At 60.7% G+C, this 19,110-nt stretch carries 15 protein-coding genes and 1 pseudogene; 9 read left to right on the top strand and 7 right to left on the bottom strand.

Features of this window, described 5'->3' with window-relative positions; translation table 11 throughout:
• Positions 1–53 precede the first annotated feature (53 nt).
• The gene (locus tag AWB77_RS34585) at positions 54–548 is read right to left on the bottom strand and encodes a ProQ/FinO family protein (RefSeq protein WP_074168925.1); all 495 of its coding nucleotides are present in this window, start codon (positions 546–548) and stop codon (positions 54–56) included.
• 344 nt (positions 549–892) lie between these two features.
• Between AWB77_RS34585 and AWB77_RS21705 the strand changes: the two genes are divergently transcribed.
• Entirely contained in the window at positions 893–1,078 is a 186-nt protein-coding gene (locus tag AWB77_RS21705; protein WP_061136487.1) for a hypothetical protein, read from the top strand.
• Between the two features lie 588 nt (positions 1,079–1,666).
• On the opposite strand, the gene AWB77_RS21710 is transcribed toward AWB77_RS21705, so the two are convergent.
• Positions 1,667–2,881: a class I SAM-dependent methyltransferase gene (locus AWB77_RS21710; protein WP_061136488.1), complete on the bottom strand. Its 1,215-nt coding sequence runs from the start codon at positions 2,879–2,881 to the stop codon at positions 1,667–1,669.
• Between the two features lie 560 nt (positions 2,882–3,441).
• On the opposite strand from AWB77_RS21710, the pseudogene AWB77_RS37345 reads away from it, so the two are divergent.
• Together AWB77_RS37345 and AWB77_RS37350 are read left to right on the top strand one after the other, a co-directional pair.
• Positions 3,442–3,795 (top strand): annotated as a pseudogene (locus AWB77_RS37345) (J domain-containing protein); the annotation flags it as partial.
• A gap of 58 nt (positions 3,796–3,853) precedes the next feature.
• Positions 3,854–4,027, top strand: a complete 174-nt coding sequence (locus AWB77_RS37350) for a chaperone modulator CbpM (RefSeq protein WP_374728710.1) — start codon at positions 3,854–3,856, stop codon at positions 4,025–4,027.
• Between the two features lie 187 nt (positions 4,028–4,214).
• Here AWB77_RS37350 and AWB77_RS21720 read toward each other — a convergent pair whose 3' ends face one another.
• The 5 genes from AWB77_RS21720 to coxB form a co-directional block, all read right to left on the bottom strand.
• Positions 4,215–6,494 carry an FdhF/YdeP family oxidoreductase gene (locus AWB77_RS21720; RefSeq protein ID WP_061136490.1) on the bottom strand — a complete coding sequence of 760 codons (2,280 nt, stop codon included), beginning with the start codon at positions 6,492–6,494 and terminating at the stop codon, positions 4,215–4,217.
• Positions 6,495–6,615: 121 nt separating this feature from the next.
• Positions 6,616–7,941, bottom strand: a complete 1,326-nt coding sequence (locus AWB77_RS21725) for a c-type cytochrome (RefSeq protein WP_061136491.1) — start codon at positions 7,939–7,941, stop codon at positions 6,616–6,618.
• Position 7,942: 1 nt separating this feature from the next.
• Complete coding sequence (locus tag AWB77_RS21730; RefSeq protein ID WP_061136492.1) at positions 7,943–8,422, bottom strand: hypothetical protein; 480 nt, start codon at positions 8,420–8,422, stop codon at positions 7,943–7,945.
• The gene (gene ctaD / locus AWB77_RS21735) at positions 8,422–11,022 is read right to left on the bottom strand and encodes a cytochrome c oxidase subunit I (protein WP_061136493.1); all 2,601 of its coding nucleotides are present in this window, start codon (positions 11,020–11,022) and stop codon (positions 8,422–8,424) included. Before ctaD ends, AWB77_RS21730 begins: the two co-directional genes overlap by 1 nt.
• 10 nt (positions 11,023–11,032) lie before the next feature.
• Complete coding sequence (gene coxB / locus AWB77_RS21740; RefSeq protein ID WP_061136588.1) at positions 11,033–12,088, bottom strand: cytochrome c oxidase subunit II; 1,056 nt, start codon at positions 12,086–12,088, stop codon at positions 11,033–11,035.
• Between the two features lie 301 nt (positions 12,089–12,389).
• Between coxB and AWB77_RS21745 the strand changes: the two genes are divergently transcribed.
• The 6 genes from AWB77_RS21745 to AWB77_RS21770 all read left to right on the top strand — a co-directional run bounded on the left by AWB77_RS21745 (position 12,390) and on the right by AWB77_RS21770 (position 19,095).
• On the top strand, positions 12,390–12,806 hold the full coding sequence (locus tag AWB77_RS21745) for a MarR family winged helix-turn-helix transcriptional regulator (RefSeq protein WP_061136494.1): 417 nt from the start codon (positions 12,390–12,392) through the stop codon (positions 12,804–12,806).
• 127 nt (positions 12,807–12,933) lie between these two features.
• Entirely contained in the window at positions 12,934–14,730 is a 1,797-nt protein-coding gene (locus tag AWB77_RS21750; RefSeq protein ID WP_061136495.1) for a thiamine pyrophosphate-requiring protein, read from the top strand.
• Positions 14,731–14,745: 15 nt separating this feature from the next.
• Entirely contained in the window at positions 14,746–15,852 is a 1,107-nt protein-coding gene (locus tag AWB77_RS21755) for an enolase C-terminal domain-like protein (RefSeq protein ID WP_061136496.1), read from the top strand.
• Between the two features lie 36 nt (positions 15,853–15,888).
• Entirely contained in the window at positions 15,889–16,806 is a 918-nt protein-coding gene (locus AWB77_RS21760; protein ID WP_061136497.1) for a hypothetical protein, read from the top strand.
• Entirely contained in the window at positions 16,803–17,450 is a 648-nt protein-coding gene (locus tag AWB77_RS21765) for a gluconate 2-dehydrogenase subunit 3 family protein (protein WP_061136498.1), read from the top strand. The genes AWB77_RS21760 and AWB77_RS21765 overlap by 4 nt, the downstream gene beginning before the upstream one ends.
• Positions 17,440–19,095 (top strand): GMC family oxidoreductase, encoded by a 1,656-nt coding sequence (locus AWB77_RS21770; protein WP_061136499.1) that lies wholly within the window; start codon positions 17,440–17,442, stop codon positions 19,093–19,095. The genes AWB77_RS21765 and AWB77_RS21770 overlap by 11 nt, the downstream gene beginning before the upstream one ends.
• The last annotated feature ends 15 nt before the right edge of the window (positions 19,096–19,110 follow it).

Consider the following 19,110-nt stretch of genomic DNA (forward strand, 5'->3'; position numbering starts at 1 on the left):
GCGATCAGTTTCATTATGTCAAGATTAGCTGCGATTGAAACGCGTCTTGTCGGTCAACGCGGCCGACCCTGTCGATTCTTCGCAATCTGCTCTTGCCGGCGCGCGAGCCGAGCCTTTTCCTGACTTGCGCCGTACTCCGCTTCGGCAGCGGAGACAACGCCGGTGATTGCGCCGGTTAGATCCACGCGCATATTGCCTTTCACGAGACAGGTCCAATAGCGTTGACCACGACACCAGAGCTCGACGCCATTACGAGCGTCTCGCTCGCTCAGCCCAAGCGACGCCGCTCGGGCAAGCACATCCCTGAGAATCCCAACCTTGAGAGGAATCTTTGGTCCGGGACTGCGTGGAAAGGCGTGCGGAAAATGTCGTTGCAGCGTCGTGACTGCGCGCGCGGCCGCGTCAGCAGATGTTCGCGGACGCTTCGGCGGCTGCTTAATTTCCTTTTCGACGCCTACAGGGGCTGACGTCACGTGTGAGGCAACCTTTCTGCGGTCCGAGCCTTGGTTTAGCTGCGCTTTGAGCGCCGCGAGCTGTTCGAATCCCATCGTGCATGCCTGAAATCAGTCGCCCCGATTTTACCGATCGCCTTCAACCCTCGCCGTTCAGCGTCCGTGGCGGTTCTCCCAGGCGGCGGTGCCGAACGCGTCCGAAACTTCTAGCTCAAGCCCGTTTGCGAAAAATAAATCAGCGATTGCGCAGCGACACGTTGTCATTGCGGTGCCGTTCATGGCTCGGTACGCGCCGCAACGCAAGGCCGAGCCCACGTCCTGAGAGCTTGGCGCCGTCCTTTTTCTCAGGGTCGCATCGGCGCTTCGATCTCGAACCCGTTTATATCACGATGTGATATATTAAAAGTGCGAGAAAGAGTAGACAAAGAACGGAGGCGGCCATGTTATTCAATAGCGATTTCGAGATTGCGTATCTGATCGTGGTTTTCGCGCTGTTAGGTATCGTTCTCGTCGGCGCCCTGCTGAACGCCTTGCATCTCGATGGCTGGCATCCCAAGGTTGTCAGTGCAGTCGTAGGCGCCATGATAGGCGTGGCGTTGATCGAGGTGGTACCGGCAATTACATAGCGGAGTATTGTGCTCCCACGTTCGGTCGAGCTATCCAGCAGTCGGCCGCTTCGTCTTGAACACGCGTACGCGTCTCCCGTCCACAGTTCACAAGGCTCGACCAACGACCCGACGCTGATCGCGCTCGATACCCGGGGTCGCTCAACATCGATGAACTTGTACCAGGTCGCGATTAGCCGCACGCGCAAAAAAAGTCACGGCGATGGATGCCACCGCCGCCGGTGTGCTGCAGTTCGCGGTCGCACTGGCGTCAGAACTGAACGGAGAAAGAGGCATTAGGTGACTAATGTTAGGACGGCTTCGCATTAGTTTGCAGTGGCCCTCCAGGCCGCCCGATCCAGGGTGCGGGTGCATCAGAACTGTTCTTGCCAGCGGCGTCGTCCGCGGCGTCCTTCAACTCTTCCTTCGTGTCACGGAGTTCTTTCCTGGCTTCGCCGCGGGCGCAGCGGACATTCTGATTCGACACCGATCTGGCCTGGAAGCAGTCGAACTGTCGCCATTTTTGGAACCGCGTTGTCAACTACGCGGGCGCCGCGTGGCGCTCGGCATGTAACAATTAACGACGCGCGGGCCTCCCGAATCATCGGTTCAGAGCGCATCCTTGTAGATATACCGGCGCGACCACGGCAGCGTCTTCGCGCTGCGCCCCGCCTTACGGCAGATCACCTGATAGATGGACACGTCGTCGTTCTCGAATGCGTACGAGCATCCCGCGAGGTAGACTCGCCAGATTCGGAAGTGCTCGTCGTCGACGAGCTTTCTCGCTTGCTCTGCGTTCGCCTCGAATCTTTCGGCCCAGATGCCGAGCGTATGCGCGTAGTGCCGGCGCAGGCTCTCGACGTCGATCGCTTCCAGACCGCCGCGCTGCATCGATTCGAGCGCGAGGCTGATGTGCGGCAGCTCGCCATCTGGGAACACGTACTTGTCGATGAACTCGCCGCCGCCGAACGAGGTCTCGCCGCTATCGGCATCTGACGACGTGATGCCGTGATTCATCGCGATGCCGTCATCGACGAGCAATTCGCGAATCTTTGAGAAATACGCTGGCAGATTTTTGCACCCGACGTGCTCGCACATGCCGACGCTCGTGATGCGGTCGAACTGCCCGGGAATTTCGCGATAGTCCTGCAGGCGGATCTCGATCTTTCCTTCAAGACCTGCCGCTTTCACGCGCTCGGCGGCGAGCTTGAACTGGTTTTCGGAAAGTGTGACGCCCACGCAGGTCGCGCCGAACTTCTGGGCGGCGCGAATCACGAGCGCGCCCCAGCCGCAGCCGATATCGAGCAGACGATGCCCGGGCCTGACCTGGATCTTGGTGAGAATGTGATCAATCTTCTTGAGCTGCGCGGTGTCGATGTCTTCATCGCCGTTCTCAAAGTACGCGCAGGAGTAGACCATGTTCTTGTCGAGCCAAAGCTGGTAGAACGCGTTCGACACGTCGTAGTGGTACTGGATAGCTTTCTTGTCCGACGTCTTCGAGTGACTAAAGTAGCGTCGCACGCGGGCGAGCGCGCCGGCACTCGTCACGGTACTGTTCGCGAGCCGGTGGCCAATGTCGATGATGTCGGTGAGCTTGCCGTCGATATCAATTTTGCCCTTCACATAGGCTTCGCCGAGATTGTCGAGGCTCGGTTCAAGCAGATAGGGCAGGGCTGTCGCGCTCTTCACATGCAGCGTGACTTCAGGGGCGGCGAACTCTCCGAAATCGAGCTGCTGTCCATCCCAAAGCACAAGCCGCGCGGGGAGGTCGGCCCCCGCGCGCACTTCCTCAACCCACTGCGTCAGCTTCTTCTCCCAGAACATGCTTGTTTCTCCGCACTACTCCAATTTAAGAGAGGCTCGCGCCATCATGTTTGTTACCTTACCCACGCTTGATTAGCACGATTCGCGCCGACGGTCGCGAAGGTCACTAGAAGTTCGCGTATCTGACACGGCGCTTCTGATCCCGACAGGCACATGTAAGCGGTTTTAACGTGGACATACGGAGAACCGCAATCGGTAAATGCGATTTTGCTTTCGACGCTCTCGCGACGACGAAGAGAGAATCCGGAGGCTGTCCGAGTGGCTACGAAGGCAGCACCGTTCAGTAGCGCGCTGCTTGCTGCGTTGCGCATGGCGTGGAACGAGGACCCAGAACGCCAAAATCCGGCCCGGATGACGCGTTGCTTGAGGTCAAGCTACCTCGATCGTAGAGCCAAGGTCTTCCTAAAGCCGCGAGTACATCTTTGTGGATCGGGCGTCCGCCTTTGCGATCGGCAACCTTCTTCAAGGGATCGCGGCAGGTCTGACCCCAGGCGGTCGCCGCAGCTTTGCCGATCCGTTGAAGTGTTGTAGTAGTCGCCGTTCGTGCGCCAGCGGCCACCCAAGCGGAGATCAAGACCGCGCATCGCAAGCTCGCGCGCAAGTTTCATCCGGACCTCAACAAGGGCGCCGACGCCGAAGCGCGCTTCGAGGAGGTCGGCGAGGCCTGGCAAGTCCTCAAGGACCCCGAGAAGCGAGCGGCGTCGATGAGCTCGGCATCGGCTACAAGGACGGCGACGAGATCCGCTCGCGTCCAGATGCCAACGAAGATTTCGCGTACAGCGGTGGCCACGACCGGCAGGAGGTCAACGACACTTGCCTTCCAGGCGAACTCACGAGAAACACATCGAGTTCACGCTGAGCGAACTTTGCCGTATTACGCGAGTTGGCCGACGATTTCGTCCGATGGGTCGTAGAAGGCACCTTCGAGCCGCGAGGCGCGCGCATGGAAGAATGGCGAGTTAGCGCAACTGTCTGTGCCGCGCCATTACCGCTCAAAGACTGGCGAAAGATCTGGAAGTGAATGCGCCAGGCGTGGCAATCGCGCTCGATCTACTCGGACAGATCGACGCTTTGCGCAAACGTCTTTCGCGCTATGCCGATGGCGTGAACAGGTCCGACGGCGCGACGTGGCCTGAGAAGCCGTAAGAGACAGTTCAGCGATTTGACTTGACATCCCGGCCGGTCGTCGGGCAGCGGACGGCCGCACACTTCGACATCGGCCGGTCGACGAGCCCAGTAACTCAGTGAAGGGGCTGTGGCGCACCACCGGCGGACCTAAGAAGGCCCTCCGTGCGTGTTGGCGGCTAAGGCGGATCCCATCCGCGTCGAACAGTCAAACGATTCGCACTGGAATCGACTTCGCGCCCGGCACTTTACTTTCCTTCGCATAGTGCCAAAGTGGCAGAAGAACGTTGCACTCAGGATAGTAGCCGCCGATGCAGCCTTCGGGCACTTCATAGGCCTTGATCTCTAGCCCGTCGAGACGGCGGTCGATGCCGTCGTCGGCGATCGTCTGCAAGGTCACCTTCTGCCCCTCCTGAAGTTGACGCTTCTCCATGTCAGCCTTGTTCATCAGGATTACCATGCGCGTGCCCTTCACGCCACGAAAACGGTCGTCGATATTATAGATGGTCGTATTGAACTGGCTGTCGCTGCGCAAGGTCATGAGGCGCAGCGCGTCGGGCATCTTCTCGCGCATGTCTGGGTCTTCCCCCAGCGACTCCGGCGCCATGAACTCGGCTTTTCCCGACTTCGTTTTCCATTGCCGATGCCGCGCCGGAAGCGGACGGTGAAAGCCGCCGGGCTGCCACATGCGTGCATTGAAGTCGTGAAACGTCTCGGGATAGGTTTTCGCGATTTCGTCGCGTACAAGCGCGAAGTCGTTCCGCCACGCATCCCAATCGACGGTGGAGCGCGCCCCGAGTGTGGCCATCGCAATGCCTGCGACGATAAATTGCTCGGAGCGCGCCTTCTCGCTCGCCGGCTCCGTGACGCCCTTCGAACCGTGCATGCAGCCGGTGCTGTCTTCCATTGATACGGCCTGCTCGCCCATCGGCGTGCGGTGGAATTCGATGCGGCTCAGACACGGCAACACGTACGACACTTCGCCGTGCACCAGATGACTGCGATTGAGTTTGGTTGCAATGTTGACCGTCAGACGCAGGCGACCCCACGCTGGCTCGGTCTGCAGTCGATCCGGTACGGAACGCACGAGATTGCCGCCCAGATTAACCACGGCTTTGACTTCTCCCTTGACGATGCCCTCGAATGCTTCGATCGTGTTCATGCCTTTCTTTCTCGGCGGCTCGAATGAGAACTGTTTTGCGAGCTGATCGAGCGGCGCGAGCTCCGGCTTCTCCGTGATGCCAACGGTGCGTTGGCCCTGCACATTGGAGTGTCCGCGTATCGGCGAAGGACCGGCGCCCGGCTTGCCTACGTTGCCTCGCAACAGGAGCAGATTGCAGAGCATGCGCACGTTTTGCACGCCCAGACGATGCTGCGTTAGTCCCATGCCGTAGTGAGCCATCACGGCGTTCGCGCTCATGTACTCCGCGGCGGCCTCGCCCAGCGCAGCGCGTCCGAGACCGCTGATGCGTTCTATTTCGCTCCACTCGGTTTCGCGGGCGCATGCGGCGAATGCGTCAAAGCCTGTCGTATGTTCCTCGATGAACGCTACGTCGATCACGCGCGGCAGGCCTTGCGCTCTCGCCTGATCGTCAGCCTCGATCACGGCCTTGCAGATGCCGAGGATGGCGGCCGTGTCGCCGCCCGTCTTGACCTGGTGATACTGCGTGCTGATCTGCGTCTGGGCCGGCGTCAGCATTTGCACGGGCGACTGCGGATTGGCGAAGGAAACGAGTCCCGGTTCGCGCAGCGGGTTGAAGGTGATGATCGGCACGCCCCGTTTGCGCGCATCCTGAAGTTGGTGAAGCATGCGCGGGCTGTTCGTGCCCACGTTCTGGCCGAAGAAGAACATCAGGTCGGTCTTTTCAAAATCGTCGAGCGTGATGGTACCCACGCCGACGCCGATCGCTTCCTTCAGCCCAACGCTCGAACTTTCATGACACATGTTCGAGCTGTCGGGTAGGTTATTGCAGCCGTACATCCGCGCGAACAACTGATACATGTAAGCCGTTTCGAGCGAAGCGCGCCCCGACGTGTAGAAGACGGCCTGCTCGGGATCCATCGCATTCAGTTCCCGGCCGATCTCCGCAAAAGCGTCCCCCCAGCTTACTTCCACATAACTGTCCGATGCCGCGTCGTACCGCATGGGCGCGGTCAGCCGGCCCGCTTCTTCCAGATCGTGGTCGGGCCAGTTCAGAAGCGACGTGACGGTGTTCAACTCGAAGAACGCCGGCGTCATGCGCTTGGACGTGGTGTCCCACGCCGTGGCTTTTGCCCCGCTCTCGCAGAACTCGAACGTATGAGGGTCCGCCGGCTTGGCCCACGAACAGCTCACGCACATGAAGCCATCCGGCTTGTTCTGTTTGAGCAGTATTGCGCTGTCCTTGAGCGGGACCTTTTCCTGCATCAGGATCGTGGCCACGGATTTAAGCGATCCCCAGCCGCCGGAGGCAAAGGGATAGGATGGACTCTTGCTGTCATTGCTCATGGCTGCGGGCTCCGGGGGAAAATCATGACGTGACATCGAACAAAACCTGTTCCGGCATTCACGACCGTCGTCTCTTTGATTCGCCGCGCTTCCTGCTCGAGAGCTGATGACGCAGCGCTCGTTACTGATGGATAGCCGATCGCAGTCGCTCTACTTCCTGATCTGAAACAGGCGCAGCATGATTGCCCCATGCGCCGCGGATGAAGCTCACTACCTGAGCCATCTCCGCGGACGTCAGCTTGCCGTGAAAACCGGGCATCTTCTGAGGCTCGGGTCCCGTATCCGTTTTTGGGCTCTTGCTGCCTTCAATCACGATGCGCATCACCGAGGTCGGGTCTTCGGCCAGCACCAGCGGATTGCCCGCGAGTGCAGCGACCTTATTGGGCTGACCTCGTCCGTCCGCCTCGTGGCACCGCGCGCAGAAGGATAGATACACACCAGCGCCAGGACGCTCCACTTCACCGATGCGAATGCTTCGCGCGGTCTGCACCTGAGCGTGCGCGTTGTTTGCGAAGCTGCCGTAGGTCTGTTGAGCTGAAAGTGATTTCAAATATACGGCGATCGCCTGAAGATCCGAATCGGACAGATGCTGCGTACTTTCCTCAACCACGGGGGCCATTGCGCCAAACGCGATGGCGCCTGCGCCGTGGCCGGTTCGCAAGAACTTGACGATGTCGTCGGCAGACCAGCGCCCAAGCCCACTACCTGGATCGCCGGTCAGGTTAGGCGCGAGCCAGTGATCGTTGACGCCACCGGTCAGATACCATGGTGACGCTTCGCTATAGCCCAGTTCGTTGTAAGCGGGGCCTCGCGGCGTGTGACATGCGCCGCAGTGTCCAAGTCCTTGTACGAGATACGCGCCTCGGTTCCACTGCGCGGTTTGTTTGGAGTTCGCTTGGTACCGGTCATGATTGCCGAACGCGAGACTCCAGAACAGCATGCCCCAACGTTGATTGAACGGAAACGGCAAGTGCGTTTCGGGCGCACGCTTGGCGGCCGGCGCGACGCCGTGCATCAAATACGCGTACAACGCGGTCACGTCGTCGTCCGTCATGTTCGCAAGCGACGGATATGGCATTGCCGGATAAAGCCGCTTGCCGTCGCGCCGCTTACCCACGCGCAGCGCGTCGGCGAAATCACGCAAGTTGTAGCGGCCAATACCGAACTCGGTGTCCGGTGTGATGTTGCTTGCATAGATCGGACCAAACGGCGAGTTGACAGGCATGCCGCCGCCCAGCGGCGTGTGATCTGCAGCGTCGTGGCATGCACTGCAGTCGCCGGCTTTTGCGAGATATTCACCTCGAGCAATCAGCTTCGGGTCGGTCATCGACGGTGACTGGCCGGTGATGGTATCGGATAAGCGATCCGCCGACCGGTCGCCACATGCGCTCAACGCCACAATCATGAGCGCCTTGACAAGCCAATCCCGAGTTCTGATCGCGTTCATGTCAATGCCACTGGCTACAAGATTGGAAAAACACTTCGGCAAGGACCGTGAACACCAGCCCTATAACAAATCCGCAGCCGATCAACGCGCTGCACAGCGCAACGAAGCGCTTACGAGTCACCTCCTCCTCAGCGCGCGACGGTTCCTCGGACAACTCCATGTTCGAACGCTGTGCTTTGAGCTGCTTTTGCTTGCGCCTCAGGAACACGAAGCCGTACACGGGGAGTGCGGCGCATATGGCCGCGACGGCGAAGGCAGCGATCGACATTCCATACAACCATCCATCGAGATTCGGAAAGACAGGTTTGACACGCGGGATCGATCCAGCCGAGCAGGCTTGGGCGGAGATCGTCTCAGAGACCATCAGTTGAAGCAGCCATGCGCCGGGCGCGAAGAAAAAGCCCGCACTCGCGCACAGGCCAAGACGGCGCTTTTCGCTTTGGGTGAGTGCAGACTTCTCCGCGGGGACGGGCGTTTGCATCAGTGGCCTCGCATCCAGAACGGCGTCACATACAACGATGTAAAGATGAATAGCCAGACGACGTCGACGAAGTGCCAATAGAGGCCGCCGATGCGCATCGGTGCGTTGCGTTCGGCGTCGAAATACCCTAACGCAATCCAGACCGCGAGCAGAACAAGGATGACCAGTCCGACGACGACGTGGGCCATATGAAAGCCCGTGATAGTGAAGTAGAGAGAGCCGTAGAGATGAGCGGTAATGCCGTACGGATGGTCGTGCCACTCTTTCCATTGCATGCCAGCGAACGTGACGCCCAGCGCAATCGCGACCAACATCCAGCCGAAAGCCGGCCACCGCTTACTTCTTTTGAGCGTTCGCTCGGAGAGCCACGCGAACACGCTGCTCAAGATGAGTGTGCCGGTGCTCAGTGCACCTGTGCCGATTTTCGGCATGCCCTCCGGCGGCCACGGGAGAGTCGTCTGAGACTGTGAGTAGAAGTAGCAGAAGATCAAATAACCGAAAAGACTCGCTTCCGTCGCGATGAGTGCCAGCACGCCCCACCATCCTCCCGAGTGCTCGCCTGCACTTCCGACGGGCAGAGCGTCCTTGCTTGTGCCGGTGTTCGCGGGAACGGTCTGCGCTGGTCCGGGAGGCTCGCGCTGCGCGAGCGCGCGTCGCGGCCACATCCACGCGATGAGCGTTGCGCCTGCCGCCGCGAGCGCCACCAAGGTAAAAGACGGCGAGCGCAACAACACGCCGACGAAAACAAGCGCGCCAAAAAGTCCGAGAAAGAATGGCGACCAGGCATCCTCGGGCATCTTGAGAATGACATCGGGGCTGCCGCTGAAAGGGTGTACTCCAAGCGCCTCGCGCCCTCGGTGAAGCAAGTATCCTGATGAGAGACTCGACTGCCGCCCCTTCGGCTGCAGGCGATCCTCCCACATCGGATGCCGCGATTCGATCACCGGCAAGACTGCAAAGTTGTACGGCGCCGGCGGCGACTCGGTCGACCATTCGAGCCCAGGCGCGTCCCACGGGTTCTTCGGCGCTTCACGTCCGCGGCGTGCCGAGACGAGTGCGTTCACCACAAAGAGCAGAACGCCTAACGCAAAAATAAAGGAACCGATCGTCGTAATCAGGTTCGACGTATCCCAGCCCATGCCTTCAGGATAGGTGTAGATGCGCCGAGGCATGCCGAGCAAACCCGAGATGTGCATCGGGAAAAAGCCAAGGTTGAACCCCACGAGGACGATCCAGAACGCGATCTTGCCCCATCGTTCATTCATCATCCGTCCGGTGAACTTCGGAAACCAATAGGTGATTCCGCCGAAGACGGGGAAAACGTTGATCCCCAGCAGCACATAATGCAGATGCGCGACGACAAAGTAGGTATCGGTAAGCTGCCAGTCGAGCGGCACTGCGGCCGTCATTACGCCGGAGACGCCGCCGATGACGAACATCAGCACAAAGCTCGCGAAATAGAGGAACGGTACAGCGAAGACGGGCCGTCCAGTCCATATCGTCGCGACCCATGCAAACACGGCGACCGCGCTCGGAATCGAAATGAGCAAGCTCGCCGCGCCGAAGAAGGCCAGTGCCAGGGGCGTGATTCCGGTTGCGAACATGTGATGGATCCACACTTCGAAGCCGACGGTCATTGTACCGACAGTCGCCATTGCCACCGCCGCATAAGCGACGAGGGGACGACGGCAGAAGGTCGGCAGGGCATCCGAGACGATGCCCATAGCCGGCAGCACGACGACGTAGACCCACGGATGCGCGAACATCCAGAACAAGTGCTGCCAGAGCAACGGCCGGCCGTCGCTCGCCACGTCGAAGAAGTGCGTACCGATATTGCGGTCCATCCACAGCAGCAGAAAGGCCAGACTCACCGACGGCACGGCGAAGAGATTTGCAAACGAGATGGTGAGCGTGCCCCACACGATAATCGGCAGCCGGTCCACCGACATGCCGACCGCGCGCATGCGAAAAAGCGTGACTACAAAATTTACTGCCCCAACGGTCGTCGAGATGCCCAGCAGCACCATACCGAGGGAATAGACATCGATATTTATTCCGCGGCTGTACTCTAGGGACGAAAGTGGCACATAGTTAAACCAGCCGGCGTTGGGCGCCTGGCCGAATGGAAAGCTGCCATAAAGGAAGATGCCGGCAAAGAGAAAGACCCAATACGAAAGCGCGTTCAGACGAGGAAACGCCATGTCGCGAGACCCCAACATGAGTGGCCAAAGGAAATTCGAGAAGCCGCTGAGGACCGGAAGCGCATACAAGAAGATCATCGTAACGCCGTGCATCGTGAAAAGCTCGGCGAACTGGCCAGGCGTCACCAGTGATTGGTTCGGTTGCGCAAGCTGCAAACGCATCACAAGCGCTTCAACTCCGCCCAGCAAAAGAAACAGAAAGGCTGTGACGATGTAGCGCAGGCCGATCTTTTTGTGATCGACGGTTGTAATGAAACCGCGCCAACCCGAATCTCCTTCCCAGATTTCACGCAGGTGCTTCTCGGCCTCCGACCCCTGGGGGACGCTGCCAAACTCAGGCTCACGTCGGAACGCGACCCGGTGGACCTGCGCAGCGCTTCGATCACCGATGGAGGCCATCGTCGATTCCTTACTTAAGAGTGGCGAGGTAGGCCGACAAATCGCCCGCTTCAGCGGGCGAGAGCTTCATGTCGGGCATGAGCGTGCCGGGCTTGATTTCCTGAGCGTGCTGAATCCAGTCGATCAGGTTCTCTGGTGTATTGACGACGCTACCTGCCGCAAGCAGCCGACGCGACAACACGTGGGTGAGATCCGGCGCCTGAACCCCGGTCGCCTTGCTTCCGCGAACCGTATGGCATCCCGCGCAGCGTCCTTCGAAGAGCTTCCTTCCTCGGATCGCTTGAGCTGTCGATCGTGCCGGTGCTGCCCCCATCTGCGCGGCGTACCACCGGTCGTAATCAGCCTGCGTCTGTGCGTAGACTTCGAACGCCATGTGCGCATGCTGTACGCCGCAGTACTGCGTGCATTGGCCTCGGAAGACCCCCGGGTGGTCCGCCTCGATCCACTGCCGGTTTGTGGTACCAGGAATCGTCTGCGTTTTGCCGGCCAGTTCCGGGACCCAGAAAGCATGAATCACATCGGCGCTTTTCAGCAACACGAGCACCGGCACGCGGGACGGGATGTGCAGCTCATTGGCCGTTGAGAACCGGCTCTCGCCGTCTCCATAGTCGACTTTCCACCACCAGTCGTAGGCCGTGACCGTCACGGTCAAACCCGGCGTTTTTGAAGGGTCGGCGACCTCCGCGAGCACAGAGAGCATGTACACGGCGATGCCGAAAAGCGCGATGGTCGAGAGGACCGAGCCGACGTAGACCAAGCGCAACCCTCCTTCCGAAACGAGCGCTCGCGCGTCCTGCGGCTTCCTACGTCGAAACATGCCGATGAGAAGCAATCCGGCAATGATGACGCACACGAGCACGCATATGATCGTCAGCGTCCATCCGAGATATATGACTGGCTGTGCGGCGGGCCCCTTGCTGTGCAGAAAATACGCGAGCGGCGTCGACGCAGCCGTCAGCGATTCAGCCTCACGCGGCGACGCTCCGGCGGCCGAGGCGCCTAGCTGAAAGAGTGCCGTGGCGAGCGAGGCTCCAACGTGAACAACCAACGCGATGACACGGCGCACTGACACCACGGTATCTCCTGGGAACGCACGGACTAAAAAAGCCGAAATGCGACTTGCTGCGCCCGGTTGATGCTTGAGTGAGGTTGCTTCGGCGCGCGCTGCCTACCGCAACGCTTATTCCAACCTCGATAAATGCAACAAACCACCGCACGCCTTCCCGACTTCATCCGCACAGATGTGTATCACAATGTGATATTTTTTCAAACGCTTGAAAAGTTTTCCATAGACTGCTTGAACTGATCGCCGGACTGAAACTGGCGGCGGTCTGGACAAATCCTGAACGAGCGAGATAGGACCGGTGATGAATCGACAGCTACGCATACGCCGAGTAATGCCCGCAAAAAAAGATGTGGAGCGTCTCTCGCAGTTTCGCTATGTCTTGAGAACGTTCCTGCGCTACTCGGAAGAGATAACGCAGTTAGCCGGGATTACCCCGCTTCAATATTCCCTACTCGTTCATGTACATGGCATGCCGGGACGCTCTTGGGCGACGGTCGGGGAACTCGCCGAGCGTCTTCAGGCCGCCTCTAATGGCGCCGGTGCATTGGTCTCTCGCTGCGAGCGGGCACAGCTCGTCGTGCGCAAGAAGTTGGGAGACAAAGATCGTCGGCTTGTGCAGGTGCATCTCACCCGCAAGGGCGAGCGGTGCCTGTACAAGCTCGCTGCCCTGCACTTGGACCAAATGAAAGAGTTGAGGCGAATACTTGCAGAAACCTAACGGGGATACTCCCCACGCGTATGAGCTGTTGGCCGCCTCGCAGCGCGGCACAGTCATTGCATCACGTTGTGATATATCGACCATAACAATATTCACCACCCTCCTCGCAGCAACCTGGGAGCAAACTATGACCACTACTGTCGGCGACTTTCTGGTCGACCGCTTGCACGCATGGGGCGTGCGCCGCATCTTTGGCTATCCGGGCGATGGCATCAACGGCATCCTTGGGGCGTTGAACCGCGCAGAAGGCAAGATCGAATTCATTCAGACGCGGCATGAGGAGATGGCCGCCTTCATGGCTTCGGCGCACGCGAAGTTCACTGGCGAACTTGGCGTGTGTCTGGCGACCTCGGGGCCGGGGGCAGCCCATCTCCTTGCAGGTCTTTACGACGCGCGACTGGATCACATGCCTGTGCTCGCTATCGCCGGGCAGCAAGCCCGCGCGTCCCTCGGTGGACATTATCAACAGGAAGTCGACCTTCAGTCGATGTTCAAGGACGTCGCGGGCGCTTTCATCCAACAAGCCAGTGTGCCCTCCCAGGTTCGACATCTTGTCGACCGGGCCATCCGAACTGCGCTAGGCGAGCGAAAAGTCGCGGCACTCGTGTTCCCGAACGATTTGCAGGAACTCAAATACGAGCCGCCGCCGCGCAAGCACGGAACCTTGCACTCGGGGGTCGGTTATCGCGCGCCCAAGACGGTCCCCTATCCTGATGATCTTCAACGAGCCGCCGAAGTCCTCAACGCGGGAAAGAAGGTGGCAATCCTGGTGGGCGCGGGCGCGTTGCAAGCGACCGATGAAGTGATCGCTTTGGCGGAGAAACTTGGCGCAGGCGTCGCAAAAGCGCTCCTGGGCAAAGCCGCACTGCCCGACGATCTGCCTTACGTGACCGGCTCGATTGGTCTGCTTGGCACGGAGCCGAGCTATAAGCTGATGACCGAATGCGACACGTTACTGATGATTGGCTCGGGCTTTCCTTACTCGGAGTTCCTCCCGAAAGAAGGCGCGGCGCGCGGGGTACAGATTGATATCAAGCCCGACATGCTGTCTATTCGGTATCCGATGGAAGTCAATCTCGTCGGCGACAGCGCGGAAACATTGCGTGCGCTTTTGCCACTGCTCGAACACAAAGCGGATCGCGCATGGCGGGAGGGTATCGAAGGCTGGATGACTGACTGGTGGAAAAAACTCGAAAAGCGTGCGCTCGTGTCGGGAACGACCGGCGTTAACCCGCAACGCACGGTATGGGAGTTATCGCCGCGCGTGCCGCCCAACGCCATCGTGACCAGTGACTCTGGATCATGCGCAAACTGGTACGCGCGCGATCTCAAGGTCAAGCGCGGCATGATGTGTTCACTCTCCGGGGGGCTCGCGTCCATGGGCGCGGCCGTGCCTTATGCGATCTCGGCGAAATTCGCGCATCCTGAGCGGCCGGTTATCGCACTGGTCGGTGACGGCGCGATGCAGATGAACAACATGGCGGAACTGATCACGGTCGCGAAGTATTGGAAGCAATGGTCCGATCCGCGCTGGATATGCATGGTGCTTCACAATGACGACCTGAATCAGGTTACGTGGGAACAACGCGTGATGAACGGCGACCCGAAGTTTGAGGCGTCGCAAGACATTCCGTCGGTGCCATACCACCGCTTTGCTGAATTGATTGGGCTGCGGGGTCTCTATGTCCATCAGGCCGAGCGCATGGGCGCAGCGTGGGACGAAGCGCTGGACTCAGACCGCCCCGTTGTGATCGAGGTGAAAGCCGATCCCAACATTCCACCGCTGCCGCCGCACATTACCCTGCAGCAGGCAAAAGCGTTCGCCACGACGCTCTTCGAAGGAGATCCGGACGAAGGCAACATCATCGTGGACACCGCGAAACAGGTGCTGGGTGCGGTGCTGCCCGGGCATAAGGACACGTAACCGGGGGTCTTCGCCATGCACCTTACAAAACGGGAGGCGCCGGTCGAAGCGATTCGGGCCCGCGCCTACACCATCCCGACAGACCGGCCGGAAGCCGATGGGACTTTCGCCTGGCAATCCACGACGCTTGTCGTTGTGGAAGTCACCGCGGCGGGCAAGACCGGCATCGGCTACACGTATAACGACGCGGCCACCGCCGCCTTGATCGAATCGACGCTCGCCTCAACGCTCGTCGGGGAAGACGCATGGAACGTCGACGCCGTCTGGATACGCATGCAGCAGCGCGTGCGCAACATCGGCCGCTCAGGTATTGCGGCATGCGCGATTTCGGCGCTCGACTGCGCACTGTGGGACGTGAAGGCCCGGCTGCTCGACATGCCACTCGCGCGCCTATTAGGCGCCGTTCGCACCGCAGTTCCACTTTACGGCAGCGGCGGCTTCACGACCTATACCGACGACCAGATTCGCGATCAGCTCGCTGCCTGGGTGCATGAGGACGGATGCCGCTGGGTCAAGATCAAGGTTGGCACGCAGCCATCGCGTGATCCGCACCGCGTGTCGGTCGCGCGCGACGCCATCGGGGAGGGCGCCGGACTCTTCGTCGACGCGAACGGGGCGTTGAATCGAAAGCAGGCGCTTTTCTATGCCGAGCGGTTCGCGCAATACGGCGCCGAGTGGTTCGAAGAACCGGTGTCATCGGACGATATTGGCGGGCTTGCATCATTGCGCGACGCGCTGCCTGCGCATATGGAGCTAGCCGCAGGCGAATACAGCTACACGCTCGACGACTCTTTCAGGCTGCTCGCCAATCAAGCCGTGGACGTCCTTCAAGCCGATGTCACGCGATGCGGCGGAATCACCGGCTTCCTGCGCGCGGCGACGCTTTGCGACGCATTCCATATGCCGCTCTCAGCGCACTGCGCGCCCGCGTTGCATTTGCACGTAGCGTGCGCCGCACCGCGTCTTCGCCATCAGGAATGGTTTCACGATCACGTGCGCATCGAATCGATGCTTTTCGATGGTGCACCGCGCGCGCGCGACGGCGCCATCTCGCCTGACTGGTCAAGGCCCGGTTGCGGGCTTGACTTCAAGCATGCGGACGCGCACCGGTATGCGGACTGAGAGCTACGGCAAACATCGAACAGAACCAATCGAGACATGACGCAAACCAGAAAAATCGATATCGCCATCGGCTGCGGGATCGCTGCGGCGGGACTTGCGCTCGTGCGGCTTGGCGGTCAAAAGGCGCAGCGCTCGCCGGCGCAGACGCACATCGATACGGCACGCACGTTCCACCGCGGCTCGGCGCTGCTCGCACTTTCCGTGCTGACGGACAGTGCGATGGAGCACTATCGCGGCTCCTTCGATAATCCCGCGATGTACACACCCCTCGTCGTCTCGACTCTGTCATTATTGGCCGGCCTGCACGGCAGCTCCGATCACGAGCCGGCACGTCATCCAGTGCGCAATGCGGTCTATATCAGCGCGGCGCTCGCGGGCTTCACCGGCACAGGGTTTCATCTGTACAACATCACGAAGCGCCCCGGTGGCTGGAGCTGGCACAACCTCTTCTATGCTGCGCCGATCGGCGCGCCGATGGCCTTACTCCTCTCCGGGGCGTTGGGGGCGGTCTCCGAACGGCTGCGCGATGAACCGGCCCACGAGCCGCGTCTTTTCGGCATGCCGGCGGGACAGGCGCTCGCGCTCGTCACGAGTGCCGGACTGCTCGGCACGCTCGGCGAAGTCGCGCTGCTGCATTTTCGCGGCTCGTTCCAGAACCCGGCGATGTACGCGCCGATCGTCGTTCCGCCCGTTGCATCGGCTCTGCTCATCAACACCGCCCTCAGCCGTCCGCGCGAGCACTGGTTCACGCGGCTGTGGCTGCGCCTGACGACGGCGCTCGGGTTCATCGGCGTCGGCTTTCATGCACGCGGCGTCGCGCGCGCGCGTGGCGGCTGGCGCAACTGGAGCCAGAATCTGTTCAACGGTCCGCCATTGCCCGCACCACCGAGCTTTTCGGCGCTCGCCCTCGCGGGACTCGCGGCGCTGCGTCTTCGGGAGACAGAGAAGAAATGAAACACCTGCCCCGCTATCCCGGCTATGACGTGATGACCAAACGCGACACGCCGTCATGGGACGAGGTCACGCGAAATGTTATCGACGAACGGCTCGCGACCCCGGAGGACCCGCAGTTCTTCGATGCAGTCGAGTGGCGCGCACTCTGCGCGCTGTGCGCGTGCATCGTGCCGCAGGATCAGCAACGGCCCGCCGTGCCCGTCGCCGCGCTCGTCGACGCACGCCTCGCGAAAAATACAGGCGACGGCTATCGCGACGCTCGCTTGCCGCCGATGCGCGAGGCGTGGCGGATCGGCCTTCGCGCGCTGGATGCCGAAAGCCGTGCGCGTTACGAACTGCCGTTCGCAAGCATCGACAATGACGCGCGCCATGCACTTCTGATCAACATGCAGCAAGGCAAGCTCGACCGCGCCGAATGGAAAGGCATGCCGAGCACCGTCTTCTTCGCGGAGCGCGTGCTGCACGACATCTGCGGAATGTACTACGCGCATCCACAGGTTTGGAGCGAGATCGGCTTCGGCGGCCCCGCTAATCCGCGCGGCTACGTGCGCATGGTCGCTAACCGGCGCGACCCGTGGGAAGCCGCCGAAGCGACACCCGGTCAAGAGGACGCTGCGCAGAAGGAGAACCGCCGTGCCCGCTGACTCGCCACACGACGCGCAGCAGGTCCCGCGCGGCAAGAATGGCCGCGCGCCCGACGTGTTCCATCCCGGCGCATGGATTCAGATGCGCGAGTATCCGCAGGACGAAGCGGTGGATTTTGCTATCGTCGGCACGGGCGCGGGCGGCGGCACACTCGCCTGCCGTCTCGCCGAAAAAGGCTTCAATGTTGTCGCGTTCGATGCCGGCGCTTGGTGGCGTCCGCTCGAAGAATTCGCATCGGATGAGACGCATCAGGGCAAGCTCTTCTGGACCGATGAGCGCGTCTGCGACGGTGAGAATCCGCTCAAGCTCGGCAACAACAACAGCGGCAAATCCGTGGGCGGCAGCACCGTTCACTTCGCGATGGTCTCCCTGCGCTTTCGGCCCGAATGGTTCAAATCTCGGTCGCTTCTTGGTTACGGCGCGGACTGGCCAATCGACTGGCGTGAGATGTGGCGCTATTACGGAGAAGTCGAAGAGGCACTGAAGATATCTGGGCCGGTGAACTATCCGTGGGGACCGAAGCGTCCGCGATACCCGTATCGCGCTCATGAGTTGAACGCGGCGGCGCTGGTGCTCGCGCGCGGCTGCGAAGCGCTCGGCATCGACTGGGCGCCGACACCACTCGCGACCGTCTCCGCGCCGCGCGGCGAAGCACATCCGTGCGTCTATCGTGGATTTTGCGTGTCAGGCTGCGCCACCAACGCCAAGCAAAGCGCGCTCGTCACCTGGATACCGCGCGCCGTTCGTGCCGGCGCCGAGGTCCGAGATCTGGCGATGGTGGGCCGGATCGTCATGGGCGACGGTGGACGCGCCACCGGCGTCGAGTATTTCCGCGAGGGACGCTGGCAGTTTCAGCGCGCACGCAACGTCGTGGTCGCGGGATACGCGATCGAAACGCCGCGCTTGTTGCTCAACTCCGCGACGGACCGCTTCCCCGATGGCCTCGCCAATAGCAGCGGTCTCGTAGGCAAGAATCTCATGGTGCAGATGAACCAGGCCGCGTGGGGCACGATGGACGAAGAGATTCGCTGGTACAAGGGTCCGCCGTCGCTGGCGCTCACCGAACACTGGAATTACGAGGACAAGGGCAAGGACTTCTTCGGCGGCTATTGCTACATGAGCCAGGGGCCGCTGCCCGTCGCATGGGCGTCGACGCAAACCGGGCGCGGTCTGTGGGGACAGCAACTTGTCAACGAGATGCAGAAGTACAACCATCAGGCGGGCCTCAAGATTGTGGGGGAAGCAATGCCGCAAGAGCGCAACCGCGTGACGCTCGCCGACGAAAAAGATCAATACGGACTGCCCGTTGCTCGCGTGACGTATTCACTGTGTGAAAACGACAAACGCCTTGTCGCTCATTCGCTCAACTTCATGAGTCTCGCACTGGAGGCGGCCGGCGCACGCGACGTCTGGCGGGAGATCGATGACACCTGCCATCTCAATGGCACTGCGCGCATGGGAGACGATCCCGCCACGAGCGTTGTGAATGCAGACTGTAGAAGCTGGGACATCGACAACCTATGGATATGCGACGGCTCTGTCTTTCCAACGGTCGGCGGGGTGAATCCGTCGCTGACCATACAGGCCATCGCGCTGCGCACCGCCGACAGAATCGAGGCGCTAGCCGCTCGCGGAGACCTCTAGTGGAAAAGGACCTGG

The organism is Caballeronia fortuita, from assembly GCF_001544835.2.
GTDB lineage: Bacteria > Pseudomonadota > Gammaproteobacteria > Burkholderiales > Burkholderiaceae > Caballeronia > Caballeronia fortuita.

Coding starts and splice junctions, on each gene's coding strand:
- AWB77_RS34585 (WP_074168925.1), bottom strand. CDS start 548: ATGGGATTCGAACAGCTCGCGGCGCTCAAAGCGCAGCTAAACCAAGGC.
- AWB77_RS21710 (WP_061136488.1), bottom strand. CDS start 2,881: ATGTTCTGGGAGAAGAAGCTGACGCAGTGGGTTGAGGAAGTGCGCGCG.
- AWB77_RS21750 (WP_061136495.1), top strand. CDS start 12,934: ATGACCACTACTGTCGGCGACTTTCTGGTCGACCGCTTGCACGCATGG.
- AWB77_RS21720 (WP_061136490.1), bottom strand. CDS start 6,494: ATGAGCAATGACAGCAAGAGTCCATCCTATCCCTTTGCCTCCGGCGGC.
- AWB77_RS21725 (WP_061136491.1), bottom strand. CDS start 7,941: ATGAACGCGATCAGAACTCGGGATTGGCTTGTCAAGGCGCTCATGATT.
- AWB77_RS21760 (WP_061136497.1), top strand. CDS start 15,889: ATGACGCAAACCAGAAAAATCGATATCGCCATCGGCTGCGGGATCGCT.
- AWB77_RS21705 (WP_061136487.1), top strand. CDS start 893: ATGTTATTCAATAGCGATTTCGAGATTGCGTATCTGATCGTGGTTTTC.
- AWB77_RS21730 (WP_061136492.1), bottom strand. CDS start 8,422: ATGCAAACGCCCGTCCCCGCGGAGAAGTCTGCACTCACCCAAAGCGAA.
- AWB77_RS21745 (WP_061136494.1), top strand. CDS start 12,390: ATGAATCGACAGCTACGCATACGCCGAGTAATGCCCGCAAAAAAAGAT.
- ctaD (WP_061136493.1), bottom strand. CDS start 11,022: ATGGCCTCCATCGGTGATCGAAGCGCTGCGCAGGTCCACCGGGTCGCG.
- AWB77_RS21755 (WP_061136496.1), top strand. CDS start 14,746: ATGCACCTTACAAAACGGGAGGCGCCGGTCGAAGCGATTCGGGCCCGC.
- AWB77_RS21765 (WP_061136498.1), top strand. CDS start 16,803: ATGAAACACCTGCCCCGCTATCCCGGCTATGACGTGATGACCAAACGC.